Raw genomic sequence first — 26,912 nt, 5'->3', positions numbered from 1 at the left:
CCGAGACTTGCCTCGAATTTTTAAAAGTATTTTTCAATTCATTCCTCATGTGCTTGCACCGGGGTGGTTGATTTATATTACCTAAGAATCTCCTTCCCTAAATCTGATTTTAATTTGCCATTTTCAATTATATTCAGTCGCTCAACAGGCAAATTGATGCCCTTTGTTCTTAATATACCGTAAATCCGGGCTTATCGCTTTGTGCGAAAGGATAGTTTTGCTTATTTACTTAGGAAACTTGATTTTACCTCCAGGAGGATTGTTCTAAATTTCCTACAAAAGTTAATCATCAGTTTAAGTTATGTTAAAAATATTAACTAACTTTCCCACTCAGGATCTTACCCTACTTTGGTCCTTTTTATTGCAATTACAACCCACCATCTATTTTACATGGCAAAAGCAGACATTGATTTTGAAAAAGAACTCTGGGATGCGGCGAACGAATTGCGCGGCGCAGTATCTGAGAACAACTATAAAAACTACATCCTTCCCCTTGTTTTCGTAAAGCACCTTAGCGAACGCTATGAGGTGGTGCGCGAGGAATTGAAGGAGCAGCTTAATGATCCTGAATCTGATTATTACACTACAGATAAGGAGGAGATCAATTACGTCCTGGAGGACCGGGATGAATACCGTTCCCGGAATACTTTTAAAATTCCGGAAACCGCTTCCTGGCAATATTTGAAGGATAATGCCGAGCAGGATGATATCAAGGTGAAGGTAGATGATGCCTTTGATGTGATTCAGGAACTTTTGACGGGGTATAATCCCCAGCTGGTGAATATTTTGCCGAGAATTTTTGTGCGGAGTGAACTTTCTCCCAAACAAACCGGCGGAATTATCAACCTCCTCTCCCACCCTAAATTTTCTGAAAAGGAAAATCCCGAAAGCGATATCCTGGGCCGCATCTATGAATATTATATTGGCCGCTTTGCAATGGCTGAAGGTTCGGGTGCGGGGCAGTTCTTTACGCCGGGTAGTATTGTAAGGCTGCTGGTGGAACTATTGGAACCTTACAAAGGTCGCATCTTTGATCCGGCTTGTGGGAGTGGCGGTATGTTTGTGCAGAGTTTGAAGTTCATCAAGGAACACGGCGGAAACAAAAAGGATATCGCGATCTACGGACAGGAAATGACCGCTCAAACTTTGCGATTGTGCCTTATGAACCTGATGTTGCGGGATCTTTCTTTTGATATCAAACTGGGGAATTCTTTGCTCGATGACAAATTCCCAAACCTGAAAGCCGATTATATCATAGCCAATCCGCCATTTAATGTGAGCAACTGGCATCCTGAAGATCTGCCCAATGGCGATCCACGGTTGTTTGGCCCTAAAGAAGAATTCACTACAGATGGCAGCGCCAATTATATGTGGATGCAAACCTTCTGGCACCATTTAAGCGACACCGGGACTGCAGGGATTGTAATGGCAAACGGCGCGATGACTTCCAACAATAAAGGAGAGAAAAACGTGCGGCAGCATATGGTAGACAATTCTATGATAGATGCCATTGTTCGCCTGCCCGATAAGCTGTTCCTCACCACCGGGATTCCGGCCTGCCTTTTTATCCTGAGCAAAAACCGCGACGGAAAAGACGGCACCCACCGCGAACGAAACAAAGAGATCCTGTTCCTGGACGCTTCCAAAATGGGCACAATGGCCAGTAGAAAACTGCGAGTATTTAGTGATGATGATATTAATAAAATTGCGGAAACCTACCACAAGTGGCGCAATGTCTCCTCCCTGGATGTCCCCCTGAGCGGAGTCGAAGGGTACCAGGACATCGAAGGTTTTTCTAAAGCAGCTACCATAGCCGATGTACAAAAACAAGATTACAAACTCACCCCAGGGATCTATGTAGGCACAGAAGCCGAAGAAGACGACGGGATCCCTTTTGAAGAAAAAATGGAGCGCCTTAAAACGCAGTTGCTAGAGCAGTTTGAAAAAGGGAAAGAATTAAAGGAAAAGATCAAAGCTAATTTTGATAAGATCCTTTAAAAAAAAAATTTGTGAACCACTTGAAAAAATGAACAGGGAAAGTAATGATCGGTGCAAATAAAGCATAGCAGAAATAGAGAATACGTTTAGCGCATTGTTGTGCAAAATATAAAATGAAAATTATCAATTGCCTAAAGTGATTCCAAATAAAATTTATAAATACCGAAGTTATACAGAAATACATTTCAAAATAATTACTAAACAAGAATTGTATTTTGCAAGACCTTCAGAATTTTCAGATTTACAAGATTGCAAATATCGAATCAATAGAGATGCGGTAAAAAATGAAACAAATCGAAGAAAGACATATGCTAGGCTTTTTAAAATCGATGATCTTTTCGATCCTATAATCAATGAGCACATTGAATCAAATCCTATAACTGACGAATTAATTGACAAAATAGAAGAAGCTAGACAAATAGAAAATGATAAATATTTGGGAATATTTTCGGCTAGTGAAAGTTACTCTAACAGATATCTTTGGAATGTGTTTGCCGCTAATCATACTGGATTTTGCGTAGGAATAGATTATAGCCAGATATCGCAAGGAATTGGTTTGAATGGTTCAATAAAATATTCAGATACAGGACTCCCAGAAACAAAGGTTTATAATTATGAAGAGTCTGAGTTCATAGAATACTTATATAATTCATTAATGACTTTAAAAGATGAGTTATCACAAGAAAGAGAATATAGACTTTCTAAGATAATTATTAATGATTTAGACAGATTTCATAAAATTCCAAAATGCTCTATCTCAGAAATTTTCTTAGGTAAAAATATGGCTGATGATAAAAAGAAAGAATTAATTAAATTAATTAAAGAAAATCTATCCTCTACAAAAATTTTCTCAATCATAGAAAAAGATGGAGATTTAGAAGGGATACGAGTGTAATTAAAAAATATGAAATCTAACGAAATAAGATTATTTAGGGAAAAATTAGAACAAGATCAGGAAAACTTAAACATAAGACGACAATTTCACGAACAATATGAATGGCTAGAAGGCTACTGGAACGGCAGATACAGAGGGAATAATCATATTGATCAATTTGATCGAGAATTTGGGGATTATTTCTGGAACTTGGGTGAACTAAGAGATTTAGTAAGAGACCTTGCAAGTTATCCTCCTATAGGAAGCTCTAAAAGCAATTTTGATTCAACTATTACTATACAGAGAGCAACCTACTATTTGAGATTTTCTACCAATTTATATGAAATAGAATTCCCAATGGATTCAGATAACGATAAAGAAATTGCAAATGAATGGAATAAATCTGCTTTCAATGGTTCATTAACGATAGTAAAACAAATCAGAGATAACTTATTTCACGGAAGAAAAGCCGAATTAAGCGAACCTCAATATACCAGAAATAAAGAATTAATTTCAATGGGTGTGAGAATTACTAATTTGATTTTGGAAAAATTAGAAGATGTAGAGAATCAAAAAATCAGCATCAAGAAAATGAAGATCTAACGTTTTAAACTTTGCACAAATGTTAAAAAACCTATGCTTAGACCAGTCCCACCTCGAAATTCTCTGCTCGCTTACTCAGCGGATTAACCTGCGGACAAATCCTTTCTTCTGCTCGCATAGTTTTTGTGCGGAACGTTGGCAGTAACCTGAAAAATAATATGTTAACACCCCAAAACATTATTTCCAAATTTGAAGAACACGGACTTCCACAGTATGGTGTTCCTTTGGATTTCTTACCTAATGAATCTTTAATTAGACAAATAACTGAAAGGTTTAAGATTGAATTTGCTATTATGTTTACAATAGGAAACAACAACTATTCCATATATAAAGGCACGAGTAATAGTGTGGAATTACCGATTGACGAATTAGAAATACTTCTTTCCCACACACATCCCAACGGTACGATAAAACCAAGTATACATGATATCAATTGGTTGAAGACTGCTCGATTAGTCGGCTCACCTCAAATTCAATCGGTAATTTTACCCATTGGACAAAACAGAGTAACTTTCAATATTCAAAGTTCATATTTAAAATAATATTATGGAAATTCATAAGGAGATATTAAATAATATAAATACCAGATATGTATTATTAAAAAATGAACTTGATTATTTAATTATAGATCATTTAAGAAGAACTATGGTAATAATTGACGACCCAATTATTAACGTAGACAAGCTTATTGAAACAATGATACTCAGGAAAGCTCGGGTTTATGAAAATGTAAATGATCTTCCAAAACCTATCGAAGAGCCTTTTAAATTAAAAGGAAAATCAATAGACTTTAAAGTATATATTAGAAAATTATTCAATCGTACTGGAGAAGAAACAGGCGCTGTTCTTTCTGCTTTAACTAATGAACCTGTAAATGCAGAAAGAAAAATAAATATTGAAAAAACAATTATGCGTTATGCTTTTCAGGTATTATACCCAGGAGAAGGTTTAAATATGTATAGTTCTGTATATAAGGACACAGCATCTATTACAGCAATAAAGAAAATAAATGATTTACCTTCAAAGGAAATTGGAGAGATTAAAGAACTGTATGACTGGTAAGACAACTGTCAACAATGCATAAAAATAGTGGTTAAATTGTCCCTATCGAAATTCAGAGCTTGCCTGCTTAGCGGTTTCTCCTGCACACAATCAAGCTCGCAAGATCGCACTCGTTTTATACAGAACTGTGAACAACTTGGGAAAATGAATTGAGAAAATTTGTAATGGCGGATAAAAAACTATAGTAAAAAATATTTTAAGCGCAGTGTTGCGCTTCATGCTAAAAAGGCTATCTATTCAATAAAACGAAACTTAATGACACATTTTGACCCAGCAAAAAACAAAATTCTGTTTGGAAGTACAAATAAGCTAGCTGATTGGATAGGTGAAGATCCGAACCATGGAAAAATCATTGATAAAATCAAGTTAATGCTTAAAAATTATCTTGAATTAGACAATGTTAGTTTTCTCTTTGGTTCGGGAACCTCGATTCATTTAGGAGCAGTGGCAATTAGAAATTTTCCATATGAAGTAGAAAACCATGTTGTCAAAATGGATGAAAAGCCCAAATTTAACGGTATTAATGATGAATTTGAAAAGACAGTCAAATTGTTACAAAAGGATTTTTTGAAATATGGAACTAAGCATCTTAATGAAGGTTCTGAGGATTCTTTTAAAAATGAAAATGGTTGGGAATTTTATATTGAGGATGATATTGTGAGAGATGGAGAATCTGCGGAGATTGTAATAGAATATGAAAAAATTCTAAATTATCTCATTGCAAAAGATTTTGTTCTTCAACAGGAAAAAAGTGAAGCAAGAGAGGACAAAGTTTCAGAATTAATCACGGCTATTAAAGAAGGGTTATTTAAAGTCTGTAACTTAGAAAAAATAAAAGTCTCTCAAAAAATAATTGATAAGAAGAAAGCTAGTCCATTTGAAAAGGATAAAGCTCAAGGAACCCTTCTTGAAACAAAAAGTAAGTACATCTTTCATGAAAAATTTATTAAGGCTCTTCTTCAAAGACCTTTAAATTTAAGGAGAGCAAATATTTTCACGGCTAATTATGACTTAGCTTTTGAATATGCCTTTGATAAGCTAGGAGTACATTACATAGATGGTTTTTTAGGGTTTCATAAGAGATTCTTTAAACCAGAAACATTTGAATACGATATTTTTTACCCTGGTTCTACTACTTCTGGTAAAGTCCAAAGAATCGAGAAAGTCGTAAGATATTTTAAGTTACATGGTTCTTTGTCCTGGGTCAATTCTGAATCAAGGGATGCTAACAATCTATATGGTATAGAAGAAAAATCGCTTGAACTAATAGAATCCCAAAATAAAAAGGGGGAAATTATAATCTACCCTTCAGCGGTAAAAAAGTCATACACTCTTGACCTTCCATATTCTGAGCTATTTAGACAATTTGCATCAACCATTACTCAATCTCAATCAGTGCTTATTACGGTTGGGTATGCATTTGCGGATGAACATTTTAATGACATTATCTACCAAGCCTTGTCAAATCCTACATTTACTCTTATTGTAATAGATTTTCAAGGTACACGAAATAAACATATAAATAATCTAAAAGAGCTTAATGACCCAAGAATCATAATACTGGAAGGAGAATTTTTTGGGGACTTTCTAACCTTTGCAGATACCCTGATGCCCAATTTCAATAATGAGGACAATAACGAAAATGTTGCAAATACTTTGAATCAGCTTTTAAGCTCAAAGACTTCTCATACTGAACCTTCTAAAGCCACAGGAGAATGAGCGAAAGAACTATTGGTACAGTCATTTCTGTTGACAGCTTTAGAGCATACATCCGACTTGATGATGATTTGAAAAGTCTTTATAAAAGTGGATATGAGGATATTTTTGAGGTCGCAAGGATAAATTCCTACATAATAATACCAATTGGTGCGGATAAAATTGTAGCAATGGTTACAAGTGTTAGATCAATTGATGAAACAGAAATTGGAAAAAATAAAGAGGCCATTTTTTTGACTAAATCTGCAAGGTATTTAGTGGCAACTATGATTGGAACTATTGAGAATCGTGGGAAATATATTCAAGGAGTATATAATTACCCAATACTCGACAACCCTGTCTGGTATGTAACAAGCCAAGACTTGGATAATATTTTTGACCAAAAGAAAAAGGAAGACACAGAGGAAATAAATTTTGAAGATGATTATTATTTACCCATTGGAACATCACCTTCATTTTCTGATTATAAAATCAAAATAAATCCAGATAAATTTTTTGGTAAACATGCCGCAATACTTGGTAATACTGGTTCAGGTAAATCTTGCACGTTTGCCTCCATCATTCAAAGTATGTTCGATTTTGATTACAATGGGAAGAAGCTGAAAAATGCCCATGTCATAATATTTGACACCAATGGAGAATACAAACAAGCATTTCAAGGAACGAAAGAAGCCCCATATAAGAATATTGAACTAGTCAATCCATTCAATGTCGATAAAGACGGAATGAAAGTTCCTTTTTGGTTTATGAACTTCGCTGATTATGATTACTTATTTGAACCAACATCAGGAACACAAGCTCCAGTATTTAAAAGGGCTTTAGGACTAGCAAAAAACCAAAAAGAAGTTGGAGTAAAACCCATTCTCGACAAGTTCACGGAAAGAGGAGTGGTTAATCTATTTGATGCCTCCCCAGACGACATTAAGAAGAAAAAATGCACCCAAAGCTATGGAAATTGGAATTATAAGGACGATAATGAAATTATTGGCTTGGCAAATTCAATTACTCCAAATGGAAATCAACTTTTAGGTGATATCCAAAATGCTCTACTAACGCTAGGGGCAAACAACAATATCGCAGATGAAAAAAATGCTTTAGAAGAATTGGAAATTAAATATTTAGAGTACTCTAGTTCACAAAAGGTTGAGCAAATAGCAATTGAAAAAAATATTGACTTACCGATATGGTTTAATTTTCAAGATTTAATTACGAGATTTTTTGACGAAGCAATCAATGAACAAGAAAATTCAGGAAATAGACTAAGGGAGTTTGTTTCAACTCTTAGATTAAGATTACAATCATATTTGGGTGACGAAAGGATTTCACAGCCTCTACTCTTAAATCAGCCAGAGGAAATTTTAAATGCTTTGGCAAAATTCATTGCTTTCATTCTAGGTGATTTTTGCAAAGTATATAGAACTGAAGATACAGACCTATTTTCGGAGTTTTATAAAAAACAATTAGATAAAGAAGAAATTGAAAAACTCGTTGAAGGTAAGCCAAGTCAAGTTACAATTATTGACATGTCTTTACTACCTTATGAAGTTTTAGAAACAATAACGGGATTAATAGGTAGACTTATTTTAGACTTTGTATCTCGTTTTCCCGAAAGTGATAGAGGCAAACTTCCCATGGTAATAGCGTTGGAAGAAGCACAAAATTATATTCCAGAGAAAAACAGAGGTGATAGAGAATCAATAGCTAAAAAGGTCTTTGAGCGAATTGCCAGGGAAGGCAGGAAATATGGCATTTCATTACTTGTTTCTAGTCAAAGACCTTCAGAATTATCTAAGACTGTATTATCGCAATGTAACTCCTTTATAATTCATAGGCTTCAAAACCCAGAAGACCAAAAATATGTAAGACAATTAGTTTCTGCTGCAAATGAAGATATTTTACAACAATTACCAATTTTACCGCAGCAACACGTCGTAATTATGGGTGATGCGGTAAGGACGCCTGTTCAAGCAAGAATGAACAATGCAAGTCCACGACCTAATAGTAATAATCCAAAATTCATTGAAAATTGGACGGTGGATTTACCAAAAGACTTCCCTAATTATGAGAAAATTGCTGAGGCTTGGGAAAAAGGTGAAAAATATAATCCTTCAAAAGCAGAACCAAAGGTGGAACAAGAAGAATAAACACGACAGCACAACAATGTGCGAGTACCCTGGGTGATGATAAAACACCATACCAAACCATTAAAAGAAATAAATAACAACTAATGCCGGAGAATTGGAAAACATATAAGTTAGAAGAAATATCAAGAAACGTCTCAAGAAGATTCGATTTTTCTAAAGGGTCAGAGGTCGTTTTTATTAATACAGGTGACGTCTTAGAAGGAAAATTTTTACATAGTGACCTAAGGTCTTCGGAAAAACTTCCAGGACAAGCTAAAAAAGCTATAAAGAAAGGTGATATTTTATTTAGTGAGATTAGACCAAAAAATAAGAGATATGCGTATGTAGATTTTAGTTCCGAGAATTATGTTGTTTCTACTAAATTTATGGTCATCGAAACAGAGGATTTTTTAGTAGATAGGAGGTTTTTTCTCCAATTATTGACATCAAATGAAAGGCTAAATGAACTACAAACTATTGCTGAAGGTCGTTCAGGAACATTTCCGCAAATAACTTTTGATGCAATTGGTGATATTGAGTTCCACCTCCCTCCACTCCAGGAACAAAAATCCATCGCATCCATTCTCTCTGCTTTAGACGATAAAATCGAGCTCAACCTCCAGATGAACAAAACCCTGGAAGAAATGGCGATGGCTTTATACAAGCACTGGTTTGTTAATTTTGGGCCTTTTCAGGATGGGGAATTTGTTGATTCTGAACTGGGGGAAATTCCTAAGGGTTGGGAATTAGTTGAATTGAAGGAGGTTTGTAGAGTAATAAATGGTAGAGCATATAAAAATGAGGAATTTTTGAATGAAGGAACTCCTATTATTAGAATACAAAATTTAAAAGGAGCTGGTAAGACTGTTTATTCAAACCTGGAATTACCCGAAAATAAATATGTTGATTCTGGAGATTTAATCTATGCTTGGTCAGCAACATTCGGTCCTTACATTTGGGCTGGGCCCAAAAGTATTTATCACTATCACATTTGGAAATTAGAAGTTGATTCTAGTAAAATGAGTAAATTTTATATGTTTCATCATTTGGATAGGATTAGTACTCAGCTAAAAGAGCATGGAACAGGGTCAATTTTCACACATCTTACAAAGGGATCAATGGAAAAACAAAAAATGATTCTTCCCAAGCAAGAGATCATTTCTGATTTTCATAAAAAAATATCTCCATATCATAAGTTAATTTTGCGCAATAAGGACCAGAACCAAACCCTAACTCAAATCCGCAACACCTTACTACCGAAACTCATCAGCGGGGAAGTCCGTGTGAAAGACGTGGAGAAAACCTTATCTGCAGTCTTATGACACAAATGATCGAGATCACGGTGCAAAAGGCTGCCATAGAATGCCTCAAGGAGTTGGGATACACTTATAAAGAAGGCAATTCCCTGCAGCGGGACCTCAAAAAGGTGGTTTTGGAGGAAGATCTTCGGGAGTTTTTGGTGAGCTCCTATCCCGGCGTACCTGGCACCGCCATTAACGAAGCCCTTTCAGCTTTTACGCAGCACCAGGGAATGGATCTCGATCACCGCAACCGCGATTTTCATCTTAAAATGACCCAGGGGGTTTCCATTACCTGGAAAGATGCTGCGGGCAAGGAACAGGCCCGGCACCTCTACCCTATCAATTACAGGGAACCCGGGAAAAATACCTTTGTGTGTGCAGATGAAGTAAAGATCATTGGCAAGAACAGCCGGCGCACAGATCTGCTCATTTTCATCAACGGACTTCCGCTCATCGTTTTTGAATTTAAGAATATGTTTGATCCCGAGGTGGGTGTGGAAAACGCGCACCGGCAAATTGGGCATTACTTTCAGGATATTCCGCAGCTGTTTGATTACAATGCCATTACGGTAGTTTCAGATGGGCTGGAAACCCTGCACGGGATGTATAACTCCTCCCTAAAGTGGTTTGCTCCGTGGAAAAGCCTGCACGGGGATGACCTTCAGCAGCAACAGGAATTACAACTGGAAACCTTGCTGAAGGGATTATTTCCGAAGAAAACCATCTTAAACTACCTTCAAAACTTCATTTTCCACGAAGACCACAACGGGAAAATAATCAAGAAAGGCGCAAAATATCACCAGTACTGGGGCATCAAAAAAGCGGTAGACAGCGCGGTTGAAAATATAAAACCCACGGGTGACGGCCGGCTGGGAGTGATATGGCACACGCAGGGATCTGGCAAAAGCATCTCGATGGCCATCCTTACCGGGATCCTGAGGCAAATGCCCGAAATGAAAAATCCCACCATCCTCATCCAGGTAGACCGCAATGACCTGGACCAGCAACTCTATGAGAATTTTGTGCTGTGCAAAGACCTGGTGGGCCATGTACAACACGCCGATACCACAGATGAGCTGCGGGCCCTGCTGAGCACTGATGGCGGCGGGGTGATCTTTACCACCATTGAGAAATTCCGTTTAAAGGAATTGGCTTCGGGAAAAGAGCTCTCCCACCCTGTACTTTCTGAACGTACCAACCTGATCGTGATGGCAGATGAAGCCCACCGCACCCAGTACGGGTTCCATAGCGGCGGCTTTGCGCAGAACATAAGACGCGCTTTGCCTAATGCCTCCTTTATAGGCTTCACCGGAACTCCCGTAGATGGCAAGGATGCCGATACCCAGCAGGTATTTGGCCCCACCATTCACACTTACGATATCAAACAGGCCGTAGAAGACGGTGCCACGGTGCCCATTTATTACGAGCCAAAAATGGTTCCGCTCAACATCAAAGCCAGGTATGACAAGGAGCTGGATGAAATGGAAGAAGATGAGGACGAGGAGAACAATGCCATTTGGGCCGCGATAGAAGATGCCGCCGGGGCTGCTGACCGGGTGGAAAGGGTTGCAAAAGACATCCTCACCCATTTCAAAGCACGTACCGCAACCCTGGAGGGCAAAGCGATGATCGTGTGTATGAGCCGCAAGAACTGCGTAAAAATGTACAATGCCCTCAGCGCGCTGGAAGGTTGCCCTGAAATAGCCGTGATCATGACCGGGAACATCAGTAAAGATCCGCCGGAATGGAATCCGCACATCCGCACCAAAGAGGCGATGGAAGCCATAAAAAAGCGTTTCCGCACGCCTGAGGATCCGCTGCAAATCGTGATCGTTCGCGATATGTGGCTCACGGGATTTGATGCCCCCTGCGCCCATACGATGTATGTGGATAAGATAATGAAAGGCCATAACCTGATGCAGGCCATTGCAAGGGTGAACCGCGTTTTTAAAGATAAACCCAACGGACTCGTAGTAGATTTCATAGGCATTTCCGGCTTCCTTGCCGAAGCCACTAAAAAATACACCGCCGGAGGCGGGGAAGGAAAACCCACTTTGGATCTTGAAGCCGCGGTGAAAATTTGCCTGGAGCAGTTCGAGAAAGTGAAAGATCTGATAGGAGATTTTTCTGCGGAAGGTATTAATGCAATGTCCGATATGGACAAGATGAAATGGTCCAGCGGAGTGGTGAACAATCTTCTGAAATCTGATCCTGTGACCGATACCTTTTTGCTCGAAGAGCGCAAGCTGGCCGAATTGGTGGCGATGACCAGTTCAGATCCTCGTGTTTGGGAGATACAGGAAGAGCTGGCAATCATTCAGAAGATCAGGCAGCTTATTAGAAAGATCAAATTCCCTCCCGGTCCGCGTAGGGAAAAGAATGAAAAGATAAAAGACCTGATAAGCAGATCCCTGGAATCGCAGGATATTGTGGACCTGGCAAAAATGTACAACCTGGATAAGATCGATATTTCCATAGTAGACGATCGCTTCCAGGCCATTGTAAAGGAAAAAGGTGATGAGAACATCAAAGTAGAATTACTGCGCAGGATCATCAATGATGAAATTAGAGTGCGAATGCCAAAGAACATCCGCCGGATGCGCAAGCTGAAAGACGAGCTCGAAAAAGTGCTGAGCAACTACCACCGGAATTCGCTGGATTCCATTGCCGCCATCAAGCATTTGCTGGACATCGCCAATGAATTTCAGCAGGATGATATCAGGACCAAACAACTCGGCCTAACCGAAGATGAACTGGCATTCTACGACCTTTTGGCTGGCAGTCAAACGCTCATCAATCAGGCCGGTCCTATTCAGGATTTAGTTCATAAAGTAGTAGATTCCGTCAAGAAAAACCTTCAGCTCGACTGGACCAAAAAAGAAGACGCCCGTGCCGCCATTCGGCTTGCTGTGAAAAAAGAATTACGCGGCAAAGTACCCTTTTCGGAACTGGATAATCTGCTGAAGGAAGTAATTGAGCAGGCAGAGGGGCAGTATGGGGATTGGCCTTTGGAGGCGTAGAAAATAAAAAATGCGATCCTTTGGAAGAGAATCCTAAAATAAGAGAGTGCTGTTGAAAACCTTATAAAAACTTTATCTTCAAATTACAAATTGGCGACTATAAAATGTTAATTTTGAACAAAAAATAAACCTGTAGGTTGATTTTATGGAAATATATCGTACATTTGAAGGACAATATCAAGGCGTATATTTAGCACGTTTTGTTAATTGTCCTTTCTATAAAACACCGGAAGACTATGAAACAGAACTGGATAAAATTCAGGATCATCTTCAAAACCCTCTCTATGTACGAGATTTCATCAAATCCTCTCAATCGGGCTGGAAAAAGGGATCTTACAAAAACGATAATTTAAATTTCTTAGTAAAACAAGTACTTTTAGAATCTGCAGATTTATTTGATAAACTTGATAAAATATCAGAAGAATCATTGGGAGGTGACTGTTTTGAGACACTTTTTGATGAATTTATTGAGCTTTCAAAAAGCGAACGCATAGATGATCCCGGAAGACGCAAAATGTATACATATGATCATGGTTCATTCTTAAGACTTTATGGGATACGCCTGGGAAATAATGCAATTATTGTTACCGGGGCCGGCATAAAATTAGTAGGTAAAATGCAGGGTTCTTCAGCTTTAAAGATGGAACTTAACAAATTAGACTACCTCAAAGACTGGTTAAAAAACGAAAATATTACAGACTGCACAGAATTTTAATATGACCAACAACCTGAATTCAAAAGTAAGTAAGACTGCTACGCACTGGAAAGTACGAGCTAAAAATGATCGTGCCAATAGACGTAACATCAACAGAGCGCAGGAATTCGCTCTTGATCTAATGGAGTTTATGGAAACCCATAAAATCACCCAAAAGGAACTTGCAAATAAAATGGAGGTAAGCCCACAGCAGGTGAATAAAATACTCCGGGCTAAAGCTAATCTCACATTTGATACCTTAGATAAAATAGCCGATGCTCTCAATGTCACTATTTCGTCTCCCAAAATAGAAGTTAGAGAGAAAAGCTATTCTCGAACCGTTAGTACAACGATGCAGGTTGTTCATAGGCATAAACAAAAAGAAATCGCAGAGGATTTAAATACGGTTATGATTTCTAAAAAGAACCCATTTTTAAGTACAACATTAGAGAATATGAATGAATACTTAGATCCGGTAAAAGAAAACTAATGCGTAATGACTTATAATAAATTAGGATTTGCATTTACAGGACTACGTACGACTTCCTTTGCGAAAATTGAAGCTGCTTATAAAAAAACAGGAGAAACAGATCTTATTACAGCCCTGGGTTTTGGTTTAGATATAGATGATTATACCATTACTTGTAATACTAAGTTCTCTTTTGAAAGAAAAAAAGATCAACCATTTCTTATTCTGGAAATTCAGGCGCTATTTGAAATAAATAAATCCGACTTCTTAAATAAGGTTAAACAAAAAGACAATTCTTATTTAATAGTACATGATCTTGCAGTGCATTTTGCGGTACTAACCGTGGGTGCTGCCAGAGGGGTTCTACATGCTAAAACTGAAGGTACTATTTATAATCAATTTCTTCTCCCAACAATAGATGTCAAAGAATTAATTCCGGAAGATATTATTCTAAAGCCAGATGATGTATAGCAGAAAGTTTCTTATATTAAATTCAATACTCTCCTAATCGAGTATGGAATCTTAGAAGTTTTTGTGCAAAATCCTGGTTGATTTCCGTTTCTCAGATTTGAGTCCGAACAACGGGTGTAAAAAAACAGATTCTTGCTTTTCAGCCTGGTTCTTTGTTACCTTCAGGTTACACAACTCACCTTAATCAGTTCAATTCTTTATCCTTATCCTCTACGGAATAAATATCCGGATGAATATTAATACAAGGGTAAAATTTACTTCTGTTTATATAATAAGGGCAATTATATACATATTTTACCTTAGTTTTGCATCGCCTACAATTTTCACCTTCATTATGAATAAATTCAGCGAGCCTGATCCAGAATTCAATCTAATGCTAACAATTTTTTTAATAGCTATAGCTTTTTAAAAATCCGTTTATTGCTTTTCTTTTACTTTTGCCCCCCCTTGATTCCAGCAGCAGCTTTATGGTGTGTGAAAGTTCAGGTAATTCACAATCCAATAAATTATAAATTACTGAAGTCTCAAATCAGATCATAAGCATGAGCATAAAGAGTAAATTCATATGAGGAAGAAATATCTAACTTTTGTTTAATCAATTTACGATGTGTTTGCACTGTCTCCACTGAAGTGAACAATTCCTCTGCTATTTCGGAAGAACTTTTTCCGAGAGCTACTAACCTCAGTACTTCTTTAGCCCTAGAGCCAAGACTTATAAATTTGCTCAGATTGGAGCGAAAGAATTTACTTTCCTCAAGAAATCTTTGTGCCTTATTAGGTATATGCTTGAGCTGGTCTATAGGAATAGCAACTGTGATAGTGTGAGATGGATTTCCTTCTCTATCTTTAAAAAAAATCCTGCAGGAAGCCACATCCACACCCACTCCTTTCTATCCGAAGTTTTACCTGTTGAAAGAAAGTAAATGTTCCTTTTTCATCTCGAGTTTCCATTAAACGTTTCAATTTAAGAACGAATCCTTCCATATCATCATTATTAAAGAACCGCTTATGGTAATCGCTCCCAATTTCTTTTAGTTCCTCCGTTTTAATACCCAAGAGTTCCAGACTATCACTGGTCATATATAAAGGCATAAATGGATTGAGCTGATGTATACTTATCACTCCAGGAATCAGCTCGGCTTAGGGAGCGAAACCATTAATCTTTTTTTGAAGTGCTTTATTTTCTAATGACGTGCCCATACTACTTGTCTTTTGAGAATGAAGACTCGACGGTAAGGGCGAAGAGTGCCTAAAATAAACTTTTAAGAATTGAGACCAAATTTATACCCAATAGTGGGTATTGCTTGAATGGAAAATAGGACATAATTTCATTATAAAGATAAAATTATGAAAAAACTTCTATTCCTTTTATTAGTCTTTTGTGGTAGTTTTTGCTTAAGTGCTCAAACTTTTTCTAGAAACACTGATACTCTTACCAAATCGACAAAAAATGTTTTTTATAAATTTTTGATTAAAAAAGGCAGCATAACCCCACAAAATAGCCAAAATTTTGTTGTTAAAATTAGACCCAATGTCAGTAATACAATGAACGATAATGAATATAAAATTCATCATTCCAATTTTACATTGTTGGAATTAAATCAAAAGGAGCAAATTGATTTCTTTTTAGAAATTAATGGAGATTCTCTTGTTGACCGAACACGTCATTTAAATCTGAACCTTATTTTACATGATACTTTAAACGATGTGGAAGTAACTACTGATAGTTTAAAAATTGTAGTGAATCCCATAGCTATATACCATAATGAATATCGATATTTAGCTTATATAGGTACTAACTTTGATCTTGTTGATGGTGTAAAAGCAAATAATTTATTCTTTGCAGCAAATATTTATTTGGAACCAGAAAATAATAAAATGGGATGGTTTGTGAGTTTGTACGGCAACCGCAGCTTTACATCCACCGACTCAGTAACAGTTTTAGCAAGGGATAAAAGAATTGAAAGATTAAATGATTCTACTGTATTAGCATATAGAGAAACCGCAGAGTTAATTAGAAGTAATGTTTCTGATAATTTAGGTGCTCACACCAGTTTTCTTTTTCCTATTTCAACCATAAACAGTAGCACTAAACTATTTTTCGCACCTTCTGCTGAATTTATTTGGAGAAGAACAGAAACAAAGTCCGATTTCAATAGCGGTATTCCACTTGATACAATTCAACGTGAGGGAAGACTGCAAATTCCATTTGTTGAGAATGAAAATAGTTCCACCACATATACTAGTGAGTTTTCATTTAGTATAGGCCCCGGAGTAATTTTAGCACATCAAACGAAACAAATGAGTGTTAGACTTCATTCATCTGCCGGTTATATTAGTAGCTATCTTCCCCAAAATAGAACGATTGCGAGCGTGTTAGAAGAAAATTATAACAATAAAAACGATATATATTTTAATGGAAGGATATGGATTACGGAGGCGACGTCGGGAATTACATTACAGGCGGAAGTAACAAATACTCTGATAAATCCACGACCATTTTATACAGTAACGCTTTCAAAAGCAATTAATTTTAAAAGTTTAGGTAGTATATTTAGTCCTATTACCTCAAGGTAAATGGCACTTTAGCGTAAATCATATTTAATCTTTCAGTATTTAGGAAAAAAATTCTTAAAACGCTTTTATAAAGAGAAATTTCTGTTTTCTTCTTGAGGTTCGGCTAAAGCTTATTCAGCAATTTCTATTAATAAAGAAAAATCAGCAAAAAAAGTAAAGACTAAATATTTGGTAATATTTTATCAATTTTTTTAAACATGTTATAATGGCCGTGTACCTAGATTACACCACAAAACCTCGCAAACCCGCATTTTGCCTCAAAAGTTAACTTCTGTATTGGCAAATGATTTCACCTATTCCATAGGTTCTATTAATTTAATAAAAGTTCTTTCAGAATCCTGCACCAAAACAAACTCTAGCTTGTCATTAAAAGGTTTAGGTGTACTACCTAAAAAAGGAAAGGATTTAGGGACCTGGGGACCACGCCCTGAAAATTGTCAAAAGATGTATGATCAACTCCTTAAAGAGAATGCTTCTTTTGAAATAATCAAAACTGAGATACAGACCTGGTATAATATAAACAAAGGGAAAGAGCTTCAAAAGGAATTAGAACATGTATTATCTAGTACGCGTATTAAAAAATTTAATGTTGACTAATATACCATTTTACCGGAAAATCTATCGCTGAATTCTCTTTGATAATTTCAGCCTAATTAAAAAATTAAATTCTAACATTCTTCACTTCTATACAGATGCCACAGAGAAGAGATTTATAATAATAACCTTGGAGAATAAAGCCTATCCTTAATTCCTTCTTATTATAATTGGAGGCGCCAAGATTTTCTACAAAATAATCTGAATAACTATATTACCGGCCGATATAGGCTAAGAAAAACCAAATTTTGATGGTTCTAAACGGATTATAATAGATGGTAGGTATGGTTCCATAGCTCATTCTCATAAGTTCATTGTCGGCTTTCATGTTATCATAGGCACTGCTGGTCATTAGAGTTAATAAACCCATAAATTTCGGACTGAAAGTATACTCTGCTTTTAAAACAGCTACATCCACCTCCAACGGCCGCTGATCTGATTGAAACTTTATTGCATTTGAAAGTAAATTGAAAATAATGCTGTAGAGATAGGCTTTATGTGCCAAAACCACGAGAACTTCAAGGATATCTACCCGTACAATTCCTCACTATTATTTAGACCATCATCCTGAAAGTTTTCCACGACTTGCTGAACACCCCTAGCGCAACGGGTTCTATGGGTATAAGACTTTCCCTTTCCCGTATCGATAAAAAGGTTTTAAAGTTCAAGGAGGTCTACTAAGCCTAATGTTTTTTTTAAGGTTCTACGCAAATTATGGGAGACTACATATGGAAACTGCTGTAAATCCTTATTTTTCTTTATTTTTCAATCTTTTTGAGGAAAATGACTTTAAAAATCCGAATTCTTAATGCACCCTCACCTTAATCTGAAATCTACCTCCAACATAAAATAGAAGGTGCTGAAGTTTTTTGTAATTTTTAGAATTCGCTTTTTTTAAAAAATATGCACATAACATAAATGTTCCTTAAATGCATGAAGCTTTTCCCTCATTTTCTCAAATATTCCCGTATTTTGTATTTCTGGAGTTAAACAAATCTTCTGAGATAATAATTAGAACTATTTCATGTCATCTTCGCAAAAACCAGATAAAAAATTTCAACTTGAGCAGATTAGAAAAGAGAATCATTCCTTAAGGAAAATATTAAATTATACTCCTGATCTTCTATATATAATAAACCTTAAAGAAAATAAAGTAGAATTTATAAATGATAAAATCAAGGATATTCTGGGGCTGGATCCTGATTTTTTTCTTGGAAATTCGCAGGATACCTTTAATTCACTCCTGCATCCTGATGATGCAAGGTCCCGTATAGAAAACCTGGAAAAATGTGCAAATTCCATAAAGGATGAAGATTGTTATGCAGAAGTCCGGTTAAAAGTTACGCATAAGGATTGGCAGTGGTTTAAAATTACAGATAAAGTTTTTGAAAAGGACGCGGCGGGAATAGCTTCTCATATTCTTAGTACTGTACAAAACATTCATCAACAAAAACGTTTAGAAAGAAAGCAGCAGGAGGAACACCGTCGTTTTTTGAATGCTCAGGAAATAAGCCATATTGGAAGTTTTGAAAGAAAACTTCCAGGGCAGCTTTTTTACTATTCTCCGGAGTTCTATCATATTTTAGGCCTTGAACCTAAAGAGGAAAAGATTGGAATGGAGGAATTCATGTCCCATGTACATCCAGATGATCGCGCGGAATATTTAACTGCAATAGAAAAAACGCACACTACCGGTGAGCCACTGGATATGATCACCCGTGCAATTAGACCAAGCGGCTCCCTCAGATATATTCACCGTAGGGCTGCAATTCGCCGGGATGATGCAGGCAATGCAATAAGAGTGTATGGTACGGCACAGGATATAACCGAAAGGATTGAGGCAGAGCAGGAAAGGAAACGGCTTAATAACCTAATGCAGACTACAGAAATTGTAGCGGGTACAGGAAGCTACGAGGCAGATCTTCGTACTAATCAAGTATATTTTTCTCAAGGCCTGTACAGGCTTTTTGGTTATGAACCTGGAGAATTCGAACCTTCAATGGAGTGGGTCAATGCACAGTCTCATCCAAATGATGTTTCGATAGTTAGGCAAATTCTTGAAGAAGCCGCCAGTACCAGGAGTGGTTATACTTACACCCGTCGCATCTACCGCAAGGATGGGGAATTGCGCATCTTAGAGTCGCAGGGAAGGATTCTACTGGATGACCAGGGAAATCCAGAAAAATTTATTGGCCTCGTACAGGATATTACCGAACGTAAAAAGGCAGAGGAAGAGTTGCAAAAAAGTGAAGAACGTTCCCGAAATTTATTAAAAGTTCTTCAAAATGCACCCGATTCTTACCTGGTGCTTACTACAGATTTCTATATAGAAATGGCTAGTGATGCCTATCTGGAAGCCACAAATACCAACCGGGAGGATATTATTGGTGAATATTTATTTGATATATTTCCAGATAACCCGGCCTTAAGTGATGCAACAGGAGGAAAAAATCTCAGGACATCCCTAAATAGAGTGCTTTCCACTAAAAAGCCACATCGTATGTCTATCCAACATTATGATGTAAAATCTAGAACGGGGAATTTCGAAGAAAAACACTGGAGTCCCACAAACACTCCAGTTTTAAATGCCGATGGAGAAGTAGATTATATAATTCACAGAGTGCTGGATATAACCGAATTGATAACAGAAAAGTTTGATGCCAAAGACTTCGGGAACAACCCTGAGGTGCTCAAAACTTCTCTGGAAGAAATTAGGTTACAGGCAGTCCAAATACAAAAAAACAGGGCATTACTTCAATCCATTTTTGATGCCTCTCCTAACTCCATTATTTTATTTGATATCCTGTATAACGAAGAAGGAAAAACTGAAGATTTTCAATATACCATGCTCAATGCTTTTAATTTTGAGCAACTGGATTTTCCCTATGATCTGGTTGGAAAGCGACTAAGCAGGGAATTTCCAATGGTGAAAAAAACAAGGGTTTTGGAAGAACTAAGAAAAACTGCAGATACAGGAATACCGGCAGATTTTGAAACTCAGTATTATGGCGATGGACTTCATCATTATTTTCGGTTTAGAGCCAAAAAAGTAGAGAATCGATTGGTACTTACCACTGAAGATATTACGGAAAGAAAGAAATCTGAAGAAACCATGCACCAGATGCTGCACGGTTCTTTTACTGGCATTTCTATTCTGGATTCTGTAAGAAATGATGAGGGACAAATAATTGATTTTATTTTTAGAGGTGTTAATAAAACTACCGCAAAATTAAGTAATCTAAAGAGGGAGGAAATGGAAGGCAAAAGGCTTATAAATTTATTTCCCGGAGCTAAAGAAATATTTTTCGACATGTTTGCAGAGGTAGTAGAAACAGGAAAGCCCCTGCGCCTTCAGCGTTATTATCCTTATGAAAATCTCAACATCTGGATGGATGTATCTGCAGTAAAAAATGGAGATGGCTTTATAATGACCTTTCATGATATAACCGACCAAAAGAATGCAGAAAAAGAGCTGTTACGGTTAAAAGAAAAACTTGCACAAAGAGCAAAAGATAAATATAGGAAGATCATTAATTCTATGGATGAGGCATTCTGCCTTCTTGAATTAATCTATGATGATAACGGGATCTGTATAGATTACCGTTACCTCGAAACCAACCCTATGTTCGCGGAGCAATCTGGTATAATGAATGTCGAGGGGAAGACGATTAAAGAATTTGTGCCCGATATCGAGCCGTTTTGGATGGAAAAATACAGCCAGGTCGCAAAAACAGGAAAATCAATGCGATTTAATAATTACGTTGAAGGCTTGAAACGTTGGTTTGATGTGTACGCTTTTAGGATGGATTCCCGTGATGATCAACACGTGGCTGTAATATTCAAAGATATTACTGAACGTAAGGAAGCAGAGGAACGGCAAACCTTCCTGTTAGAATTAAATGACGCGCTGCGGCCCCTGGAAGATCCTAACGAAATTCAGTTTACAGCAATGCAGTTTCTTGGAAAGCACCTGGAAGTGAACAGGGCATTTTATGCTGAAGTACTTGAAGATGAAGATACATTCCTCGCGAACAAAGGATATTTAAATGGTGTTTCTGCTGTACCCTATAAAACTAAAATATCAGATTTTGATTCGGACATAAGGGACATATTAAAGAAAGGTCGAACCCTAGTGGTAAATAATATGTTAGAAGACCTGGAAATCACAGAAAACAAGAAGGCAATTATAGAGGCTACCGGGGTACAGGCACTTATAGGGGTTCCACTGGTAAAGAATAAAAAATTACTGGCCATTGTAAGAATCCATTCTTCTATGCCCCGCAATTGGTCACTTGCAGAAATCTCCCTTGTTGAAGAAGTTGGAAATATGACCTGGGCTGCTGTAGAACGTGCAAGGGCAGAAACTGCTCTTCGCCTTTCACAGGAGCGCCTGGAAAAAGTTCTAACTATAGAAACGGTGGGAGTCCTGTTTTTTGATGATGAAAGTAACTTTCTGGATGCCAATGATGCCTTTCTAAATATGATTGGTTACACCAAAGAAGATTTTAAAAATCAAAATGTAAAATCTGAAGATGTTACTCTCAAAGAATGGATCCCTCGAACATGGGAAGCCATTGAAGAAGTGAAGCTACACGGGCTTTTTTCTCCTTATGAAAAAGAGCTCATACGGCCAGATGGTACCCGTTGGTGGGGAATGTTTGCAGGTAAAAAACTCAGTGAAAAAGAGTATGTGGAATTTATTGTGGATATTACTGAAGCAAAAAGAATTGAAGAAGATCTAATTAAAGCCAAGGAGCAGGCAGAGGCAGCTACTATTGCAAAGGAAGATTTTGTCTCTACAATGAGCCATGAAATTCGAACTCCGCTCAACGCTGTTATTGGACTTACTAATCTTCTTCTTGATAAAAATCCCAGGGAGGATCAAAAGAAGAACCTTAACTCCCTAAGTTTCTCTGCTCAAAACCTGCTTTCTCTTATAAATGATATTCTGGACTTTAGTAAACTGGAAGCAGGAAAAGGAGAAATAGATAATAATATATTTGAACTTTCAGGTCTTATTCTTAGTCTTCAGCAATTATACGAACCTCAGGCTAAAAATAACGGCAGCAGTCTCCAGGTACATATAGATCCCAATATTCCCAAACGCATTGTGACAGATCAGCTTAAGCTATCTCAAATCCTTCATAACCTTGTAAGCAATGCAATAAAATTTACAAAAAACGGCACTATAGATTTCCGCATTCAGATTTCTGAAGAAAAAGACAATACGCTATGGCTCGATTTTGTGGTTCAGGATACCGGCATAGGAGTTCCGGAGGAAAAACTTCTCCACATTTTTGAAAAATTTTCCCAGGCAGAGAGCTCAACGGTAAGACAGTACGGTGGCACCGGCCTTGGACTTACCATTACCAAACTCCTCCTGGAACTTCTTGGTAGTGATATTAAAGTTGAAAGTATAGAAGATGAAGGTTCCAAATTTTACTTCACACTTCCTGTTAAAAAGGGGGTGGAAGAAAATCCTGAAACAATGCCGCAGAATGAATTAGCGGAGAAGAAAATAGATCTTGGAAAACTGAACATCTTGTTGGTAGAAGATGTGGAAATTAATAGGAACATTCTGCACCAATTTTTTGAAAACTGGTGGCAAATACATCCTGATGAAGCCATTAATGGAGAAAAAGCAGTAGAGATGGCTAAGGAAAAAAAGTACGACATGCTGCTTATGGATGTGCGGATGCCTGTAATGGATGGGACTAAGGCAACAAAATTAATCAGGGAAATTCCCGGATATAAAGACATTCCAATTCTTGCACTCACAGCAGATAAAAATCAGGAGCTACTGCAGTCAAGAAATGCTACACAATTTGATGATCTGCTTACTAAACCTTTTGATCCTATCCAGTTACGTAAGAAGATCCTGCATCACCTTAAACATTTACAAAAAAGTAATGACACCAACTCTCATAAGAAAGCATTAAATCCTCAGTCTAATGATGATCAAATGCCTACGGGAAAAGAAAAAGATAAGCTGACCTACAGCATAACAAAATTTGAAAATATCTCGGGGGGAAATATAGAGCTGCTTAAAAAATTGATAAACTCCGCTTTAAAAGGAATTCAAACATACAAACAGGAATTTATTCCGGCTGCTGAAAATTTAGATTTAAAAGCATTATCAGATTTAATACACAAAAATACCAATACCCTCTACTATGTAGAAGCAGAAAGACTGAAAAATTTAGTTTCAGACTACAGGGAAAATATTAAAATCACAGAGCAGTCCGGTTCTAATCAGGAAGAATTTAAAGATGTTATAGCTGAATTCGATGTAGTTATTAAAGGCTTAGAGGATTATATAAAAGAAATTTAATACCACCTCCAAAATGGCAAATATCGACCTGCAGTACCCTCTGTCATTCTAAATTTTCTTTTATCGTCTCATTAAATGAAGAATTTGAATTCGGGATAAGAGCCTGAATCAAAATTACGGTGAAAGTGCCATAGAATAATTGTTCAGAAAATAAAGGCACCTCTATAAATGGCAATTATCGCCCTTAAGTTTCACCACGATCATGAATAACTTCTAAATGTTTCCTCAGAAGGTCTTTCAGCGAAGCAGTCTTTTCTCTTTTTCTTAAGTTTTTTCAAGTTGAGTGCTCCAAAATGGCAAATATCCGCCTCTATTAGTGCTGATTTTCCTCTACCACAGTTTCAGCAGATTCCTTTTCAGTTGTTTCTTCAGAAGGTTGCGATTCATTGAATCTTTCTGGCTCTTCTTCTCCTGAAAAATATGGAAATACATCCAGAATAGGAGATTCTGTAATAGAAGGAATTGTATAATCTCCCATTGTGGTTTCCATAGCAATTGTTGTATTTTCAAAAGCCTCTTTTACATCATTAGCCTGCACAAGCAGATAGATGTTGGTCTTTCGTTCCTTTCCGCTTTCTTCATCAAGCGCTACAAGAGAAACCTTAGATTTAAACCACCTGTCGGAATTTTCAAATGGATGTACCTCAGCAAAATTTGCGACTTTTATATTCATTATTCTGAATTCCTCACTCGTGTAAGCCATCATTTCTTCGGTAATTCTGGACTCTGCTTCTGTATAAGATACGGCGTCCAGCAGGTAAGTATCTGTGGACATCTTTTGTTCTCCGGAATCATGCGTTTTTCTGTATTTCACCTTACATTCATACCAGGTTGCGCTCATAATATATTTTTTTGGATGGCAAAAATATCATTTAAATCAGGCCTTCGCTTACAATTTGGCTATTAGATATTCACAATTTTTCTTCTTCAGGTTTAAGCCTCTGAACAGAAATTGGTTAGTGTTTTTTTTTAACCTTTACTCCAAATAACAGCTTTAAACCGGGGACTTTTCAGCAACGCGATAAGGAAAGCCACAGTACAATACAGCTACAATTTTTCTGTCAGATTTATAAGAAAGACTGCAGCTTCAGGTTTACTTTCAACCTTATTATCGTTTGGTTATTTCTAATTACATCTTAAGGATCCCATTTAAAATTACATGTAAGCAGTTTTACTGTAGATTAAATCCACATTTTTTTCTGCTTTACCAGAATAAATTCCACATCAAATAAATTAATGATCTGATTTTCAGGGATAATATCCCGCGGTATAATAATTGGTTCTGCCACTCCGTGAAATGGTTGAATTACTTATGCTGGTGGTATAGAAAAAACCACATAAAAAAGTTTACTAACGGATAAAGAAATTTTAAAAGAAAATGATAACACGAGACCTTAGATTAACTCCTTCAGCTTCGGCTAAAAATTTAATCGAGAAATCAACACAACAGAAAGAAAGTATATCAAGTGGAACAAACAAGGAAGAAGTTTCAGAGAACTACAGAAAGGCGATTTTTACCAAAAGACATCTTTTTACTTTGGCGGCTACCTTTTTCCTATTAATTGGTGGAGCTTTTTCAGTTTATATATTGCAGCCCCAATTTGAGGAAATGAATTTGAGCAGAATGGATACACTGGGAGGTATGATTTTGCTTGTGCTTGGGGGCTTCCTGCTGATATTCAGACTCAGCTTTTTGGCATATATTGCAAAACTTTTTTTTAGTTATAAGCCTGTAAATTCTGTTACAGATGAAGAGTTGCCGACCTGTACGGTTATTGTTCCTGCTTATAATGAAGGTAAACAGGTGTATGCAACTTTACTGAGCCTGACCAACAGTGACTTCCCCGCCGAAAAATTACAGTTAATCGCCATTGATGATGGTAGTGGGGATGATACATGGGAATGGATGAAAAAAGCCAAAGAACAACTTGGGGACCGTGTTTCTATTTATCAGCAGCCACATAATCAGGGAAAAAGGCACGCACTTTACCGTGGATTCAATCTTGCAACCGGTGAGGTTTTTGTTACTGTAGACAGTGACTCTATTGTAGAAAAGGATACGTTGCGCAACCTGGTTTCACCTTTTGTTACCAATAAAGACTGTGGCGCTGTTGCAGGAAATGTTCGTGTCTTGAATAACGAAAAAGCAATAATTCCACGAATGCTGAATGTGAGTTTTGTATTCAGTTTCGAGTTTATACGATCTGCACAAAGCGTATTGGGGTCAGTTTTATGTACTCCCGGAGCGTTGGCGGCGTATCGCAGTAATGCTGTGATGAATTGCCTGCCCGAGTGGATAAATCAGACTTTTATGGGACAACCTACAGATATTGGTGAAGATCGTGCCATGACCAATATGATCCTTAAACAGGGATTCCATGTGCTGTTTCAGCGTAACGCTTATGTACTAACCAACATTCCTGAAAAGTTTAGCAGCTTACATAAAATGTTTACCCGTTGGGAAAGAAGTAATGTACGTGAAAACCTGATGATGTCCAGGTTTGCTTTTAAACCTTTTAGAAATGGATCAAAATCCGGAACCCGGCTTTTACTAATAAATCAATGGATGCACATGTTAACAGCATACCCCCTGTTCGTGATGATGCTCGTGCTATTAGTTTTACATCCTGTTATGTTCATTAGTTCCACACTTTTGAGTATTCTAATATTCTCAAGTCTTCCGGTTATTTTTTATGCTAAAAAGTATAATATTTCTGAAGCGCTTTGGGCATATTCATATAGTATTTTCTACACTTTTGGATTGTTCTGGATAACACCATATGCTATGGCTACTGCTAATAGAAGAGGTTGGTTAACCAGGGAATTACCACAAAAGAAATAGTCTTAATCCTAAGATTTCTTCGGAAGTTTTCTTCCGCATATAAAAAAAGTTACTGAAGCAATTCAGTAACTTTTTTTATTTTAAGAAACCCATTATCATGGATCATGTTGCAAAAGCGATATCTATATTATCGTAAAGCATAATCAAAAATTATGAACTCTACCTTTTGCAGGGTACTTCAATGGCATTTCTCTGGATTTTTTCCAACAAATTTTCTATCTTACTACAATAGTTTTT

At 37.0% G+C, this 26,912-nt stretch carries 20 protein-coding genes; 16 read left to right on the top strand and 4 right to left on the bottom strand.

Going from position 1 to position 26,912, the window contains the following annotated elements; translation table 11 throughout:
• The first annotated feature begins 390 nt into the window (after positions 1-390).
• The 12 genes from RM549_RS10960 (at position 391) to RM549_RS10905 (ending at position 14,331) form a co-directional block, all read left to right on the top strand.
• Positions 391-1,998: a type I restriction-modification system subunit M gene (locus RM549_RS10960; RefSeq protein WP_311684694.1), complete on the top strand. Its 1,608-nt coding sequence runs from the start codon at positions 391-393 to the stop codon at positions 1,996-1,998.
• A gap of 127 nt (positions 1,999-2,125) precedes the next feature.
• A complete protein-coding gene (locus tag RM549_RS10955; RefSeq protein WP_311684692.1) occupies positions 2,126-2,893 on the top strand; it encodes a hypothetical protein in 768 nt (255 codons plus the stop codon).
• Between the two features lie 9 nt (positions 2,894-2,902).
• A complete protein-coding gene (locus RM549_RS10950) occupies positions 2,903-3,475 on the top strand; it encodes a hypothetical protein (protein WP_311684690.1) in 573 nt (190 codons plus the stop codon).
• Positions 3,476-3,633: 158 nt separating this feature from the next.
• Complete coding sequence (locus tag RM549_RS10945; RefSeq protein WP_311684688.1) at positions 3,634-4,017, top strand: hypothetical protein; 384 nt, start codon at positions 3,634-3,636, stop codon at positions 4,015-4,017.
• A 4-nt stretch (positions 4,018-4,021) separates the two neighbouring features.
• Positions 4,022-4,537 carry a hypothetical protein gene (locus tag RM549_RS10940; RefSeq protein ID WP_311684686.1) on the top strand — a complete coding sequence of 172 codons (516 nt, stop codon included), beginning with the start codon at positions 4,022-4,024 and terminating at the stop codon, positions 4,535-4,537.
• 255 nt (positions 4,538-4,792) lie between these two features.
• Positions 4,793-6,256: an SIR2 family protein gene (locus RM549_RS10935; RefSeq protein WP_311684684.1), complete on the top strand. Its 1,464-nt coding sequence runs from the start codon at positions 4,793-4,795 to the stop codon at positions 6,254-6,256.
• Positions 6,253-8,397, top strand: coding sequence for an ATP-binding protein (locus RM549_RS10930; protein WP_311684682.1), 2,145 nt, complete (start codon positions 6,253-6,255; stop codon positions 8,395-8,397). Before RM549_RS10935 ends, RM549_RS10930 begins: the two co-directional genes overlap by 4 nt.
• 83 nt (positions 8,398-8,480) lie before the next feature.
• A complete protein-coding gene (locus RM549_RS10925; protein ID WP_311684680.1) occupies positions 8,481-9,698 on the top strand; it encodes a restriction endonuclease subunit S in 1,218 nt (405 codons plus the stop codon).
• Entirely contained in the window at positions 9,695-12,697 is a 3,003-nt protein-coding gene (locus tag RM549_RS10920) for a type I restriction endonuclease subunit R (protein WP_311684678.1), read from the top strand. The genes RM549_RS10925 and RM549_RS10920 overlap by 4 nt, the downstream gene beginning before the upstream one ends.
• Positions 12,698-12,842: 145 nt before the next feature.
• The gene (locus RM549_RS10915; RefSeq protein ID WP_311684676.1) at positions 12,843-13,412 is read left to right on the top strand and encodes a hypothetical protein; all 570 of its coding nucleotides are present in this window, start codon (positions 12,843-12,845) and stop codon (positions 13,410-13,412) included.
• Between the two features lies 1 nt (position 13,413).
• Positions 13,414-13,881: a helix-turn-helix domain-containing protein gene (locus RM549_RS10910; protein ID WP_311684674.1), complete on the top strand. Its 468-nt coding sequence runs from the start codon at positions 13,414-13,416 to the stop codon at positions 13,879-13,881.
• A gap of 6 nt (positions 13,882-13,887) precedes the next feature.
• A complete protein-coding gene (locus RM549_RS10905; protein WP_311684672.1) occupies positions 13,888-14,331 on the top strand; it encodes a hypothetical protein in 444 nt (147 codons plus the stop codon).
• 524 nt (positions 14,332-14,855) lie between these two features.
• Here the strand turns inward: RM549_RS10905 and RM549_RS10900 are convergent.
• Positions 14,856-15,203 (bottom strand): response regulator transcription factor, encoded by a 348-nt coding sequence (locus tag RM549_RS10900; protein WP_311684774.1) that lies wholly within the window; start codon positions 15,201-15,203, stop codon positions 14,856-14,858.
• Entirely contained in the window at positions 15,178-15,453 is a 276-nt protein-coding gene (locus tag RM549_RS10895; RefSeq protein ID WP_311684670.1) for a hypothetical protein, read from the bottom strand. The genes RM549_RS10900 and RM549_RS10895 overlap by 26 nt, the downstream gene beginning before the upstream one ends.
• 225 nt (positions 15,454-15,678) lie before the next feature.
• On the opposite strand from RM549_RS10895, the gene RM549_RS10890 reads away from it, so the two are divergent.
• Both RM549_RS10890 and RM549_RS10885 read left to right on the top strand, forming a co-directional pair.
• A complete protein-coding gene (locus RM549_RS10890) occupies positions 15,679-16,908 on the top strand; it encodes a hypothetical protein (protein WP_311684668.1) in 1,230 nt (409 codons plus the stop codon).
• A gap of 252 nt (positions 16,909-17,160) precedes the next feature.
• Positions 17,161-17,505: a hypothetical protein gene (locus tag RM549_RS10885; protein ID WP_311684666.1), complete on the top strand. Its 345-nt coding sequence runs from the start codon at positions 17,161-17,163 to the stop codon at positions 17,503-17,505.
• 211 nt (positions 17,506-17,716) lie between these two features.
• Here RM549_RS10885 and RM549_RS10880 read toward each other — a convergent pair whose 3' ends face one another.
• A complete protein-coding gene (locus RM549_RS10880) occupies positions 17,717-18,007 on the bottom strand; it encodes a hypothetical protein (protein ID WP_311684664.1) in 291 nt (96 codons plus the stop codon).
• A 519-nt stretch (positions 18,008-18,526) separates the two neighbouring features.
• Here RM549_RS10880 and RM549_RS10875 point away from each other — a divergent pair.
• Positions 18,527-23,833, top strand: coding sequence for a PAS domain S-box protein (locus RM549_RS10875; RefSeq protein ID WP_311684662.1), 5,307 nt, complete (start codon positions 18,527-18,529; stop codon positions 23,831-23,833).
• A gap of 313 nt (positions 23,834-24,146) precedes the next feature.
• Here RM549_RS10875 and RM549_RS10870 read toward each other — a convergent pair whose 3' ends face one another.
• Positions 24,147-24,674, bottom strand: a complete 528-nt coding sequence (locus RM549_RS10870; protein ID WP_311684660.1) for a DUF4494 domain-containing protein — start codon at positions 24,672-24,674, stop codon at positions 24,147-24,149.
• 537 nt (positions 24,675-25,211) lie between these two features.
• Between RM549_RS10870 and RM549_RS10865 the strand changes: the two genes are divergently transcribed.
• Positions 25,212-26,675 carry a glycosyltransferase family 2 protein gene (locus RM549_RS10865; protein ID WP_311684658.1) on the top strand — a complete coding sequence of 488 codons (1,464 nt, stop codon included), beginning with the start codon at positions 25,212-25,214 and terminating at the stop codon, positions 26,673-26,675.
• The last annotated feature ends 237 nt before the right edge of the window (positions 26,676-26,912 follow it).

The organism is Autumnicola patrickiae (genome assembly GCF_031846525.1).
GTDB lineage: Bacteria > Bacteroidota > Bacteroidia > Flavobacteriales > Flavobacteriaceae > Autumnicola > Autumnicola patrickiae.
Note: the sequence above shows the minus strand (reverse complement) of the source record. Positions and strands in the feature narration are given on the sequence as shown.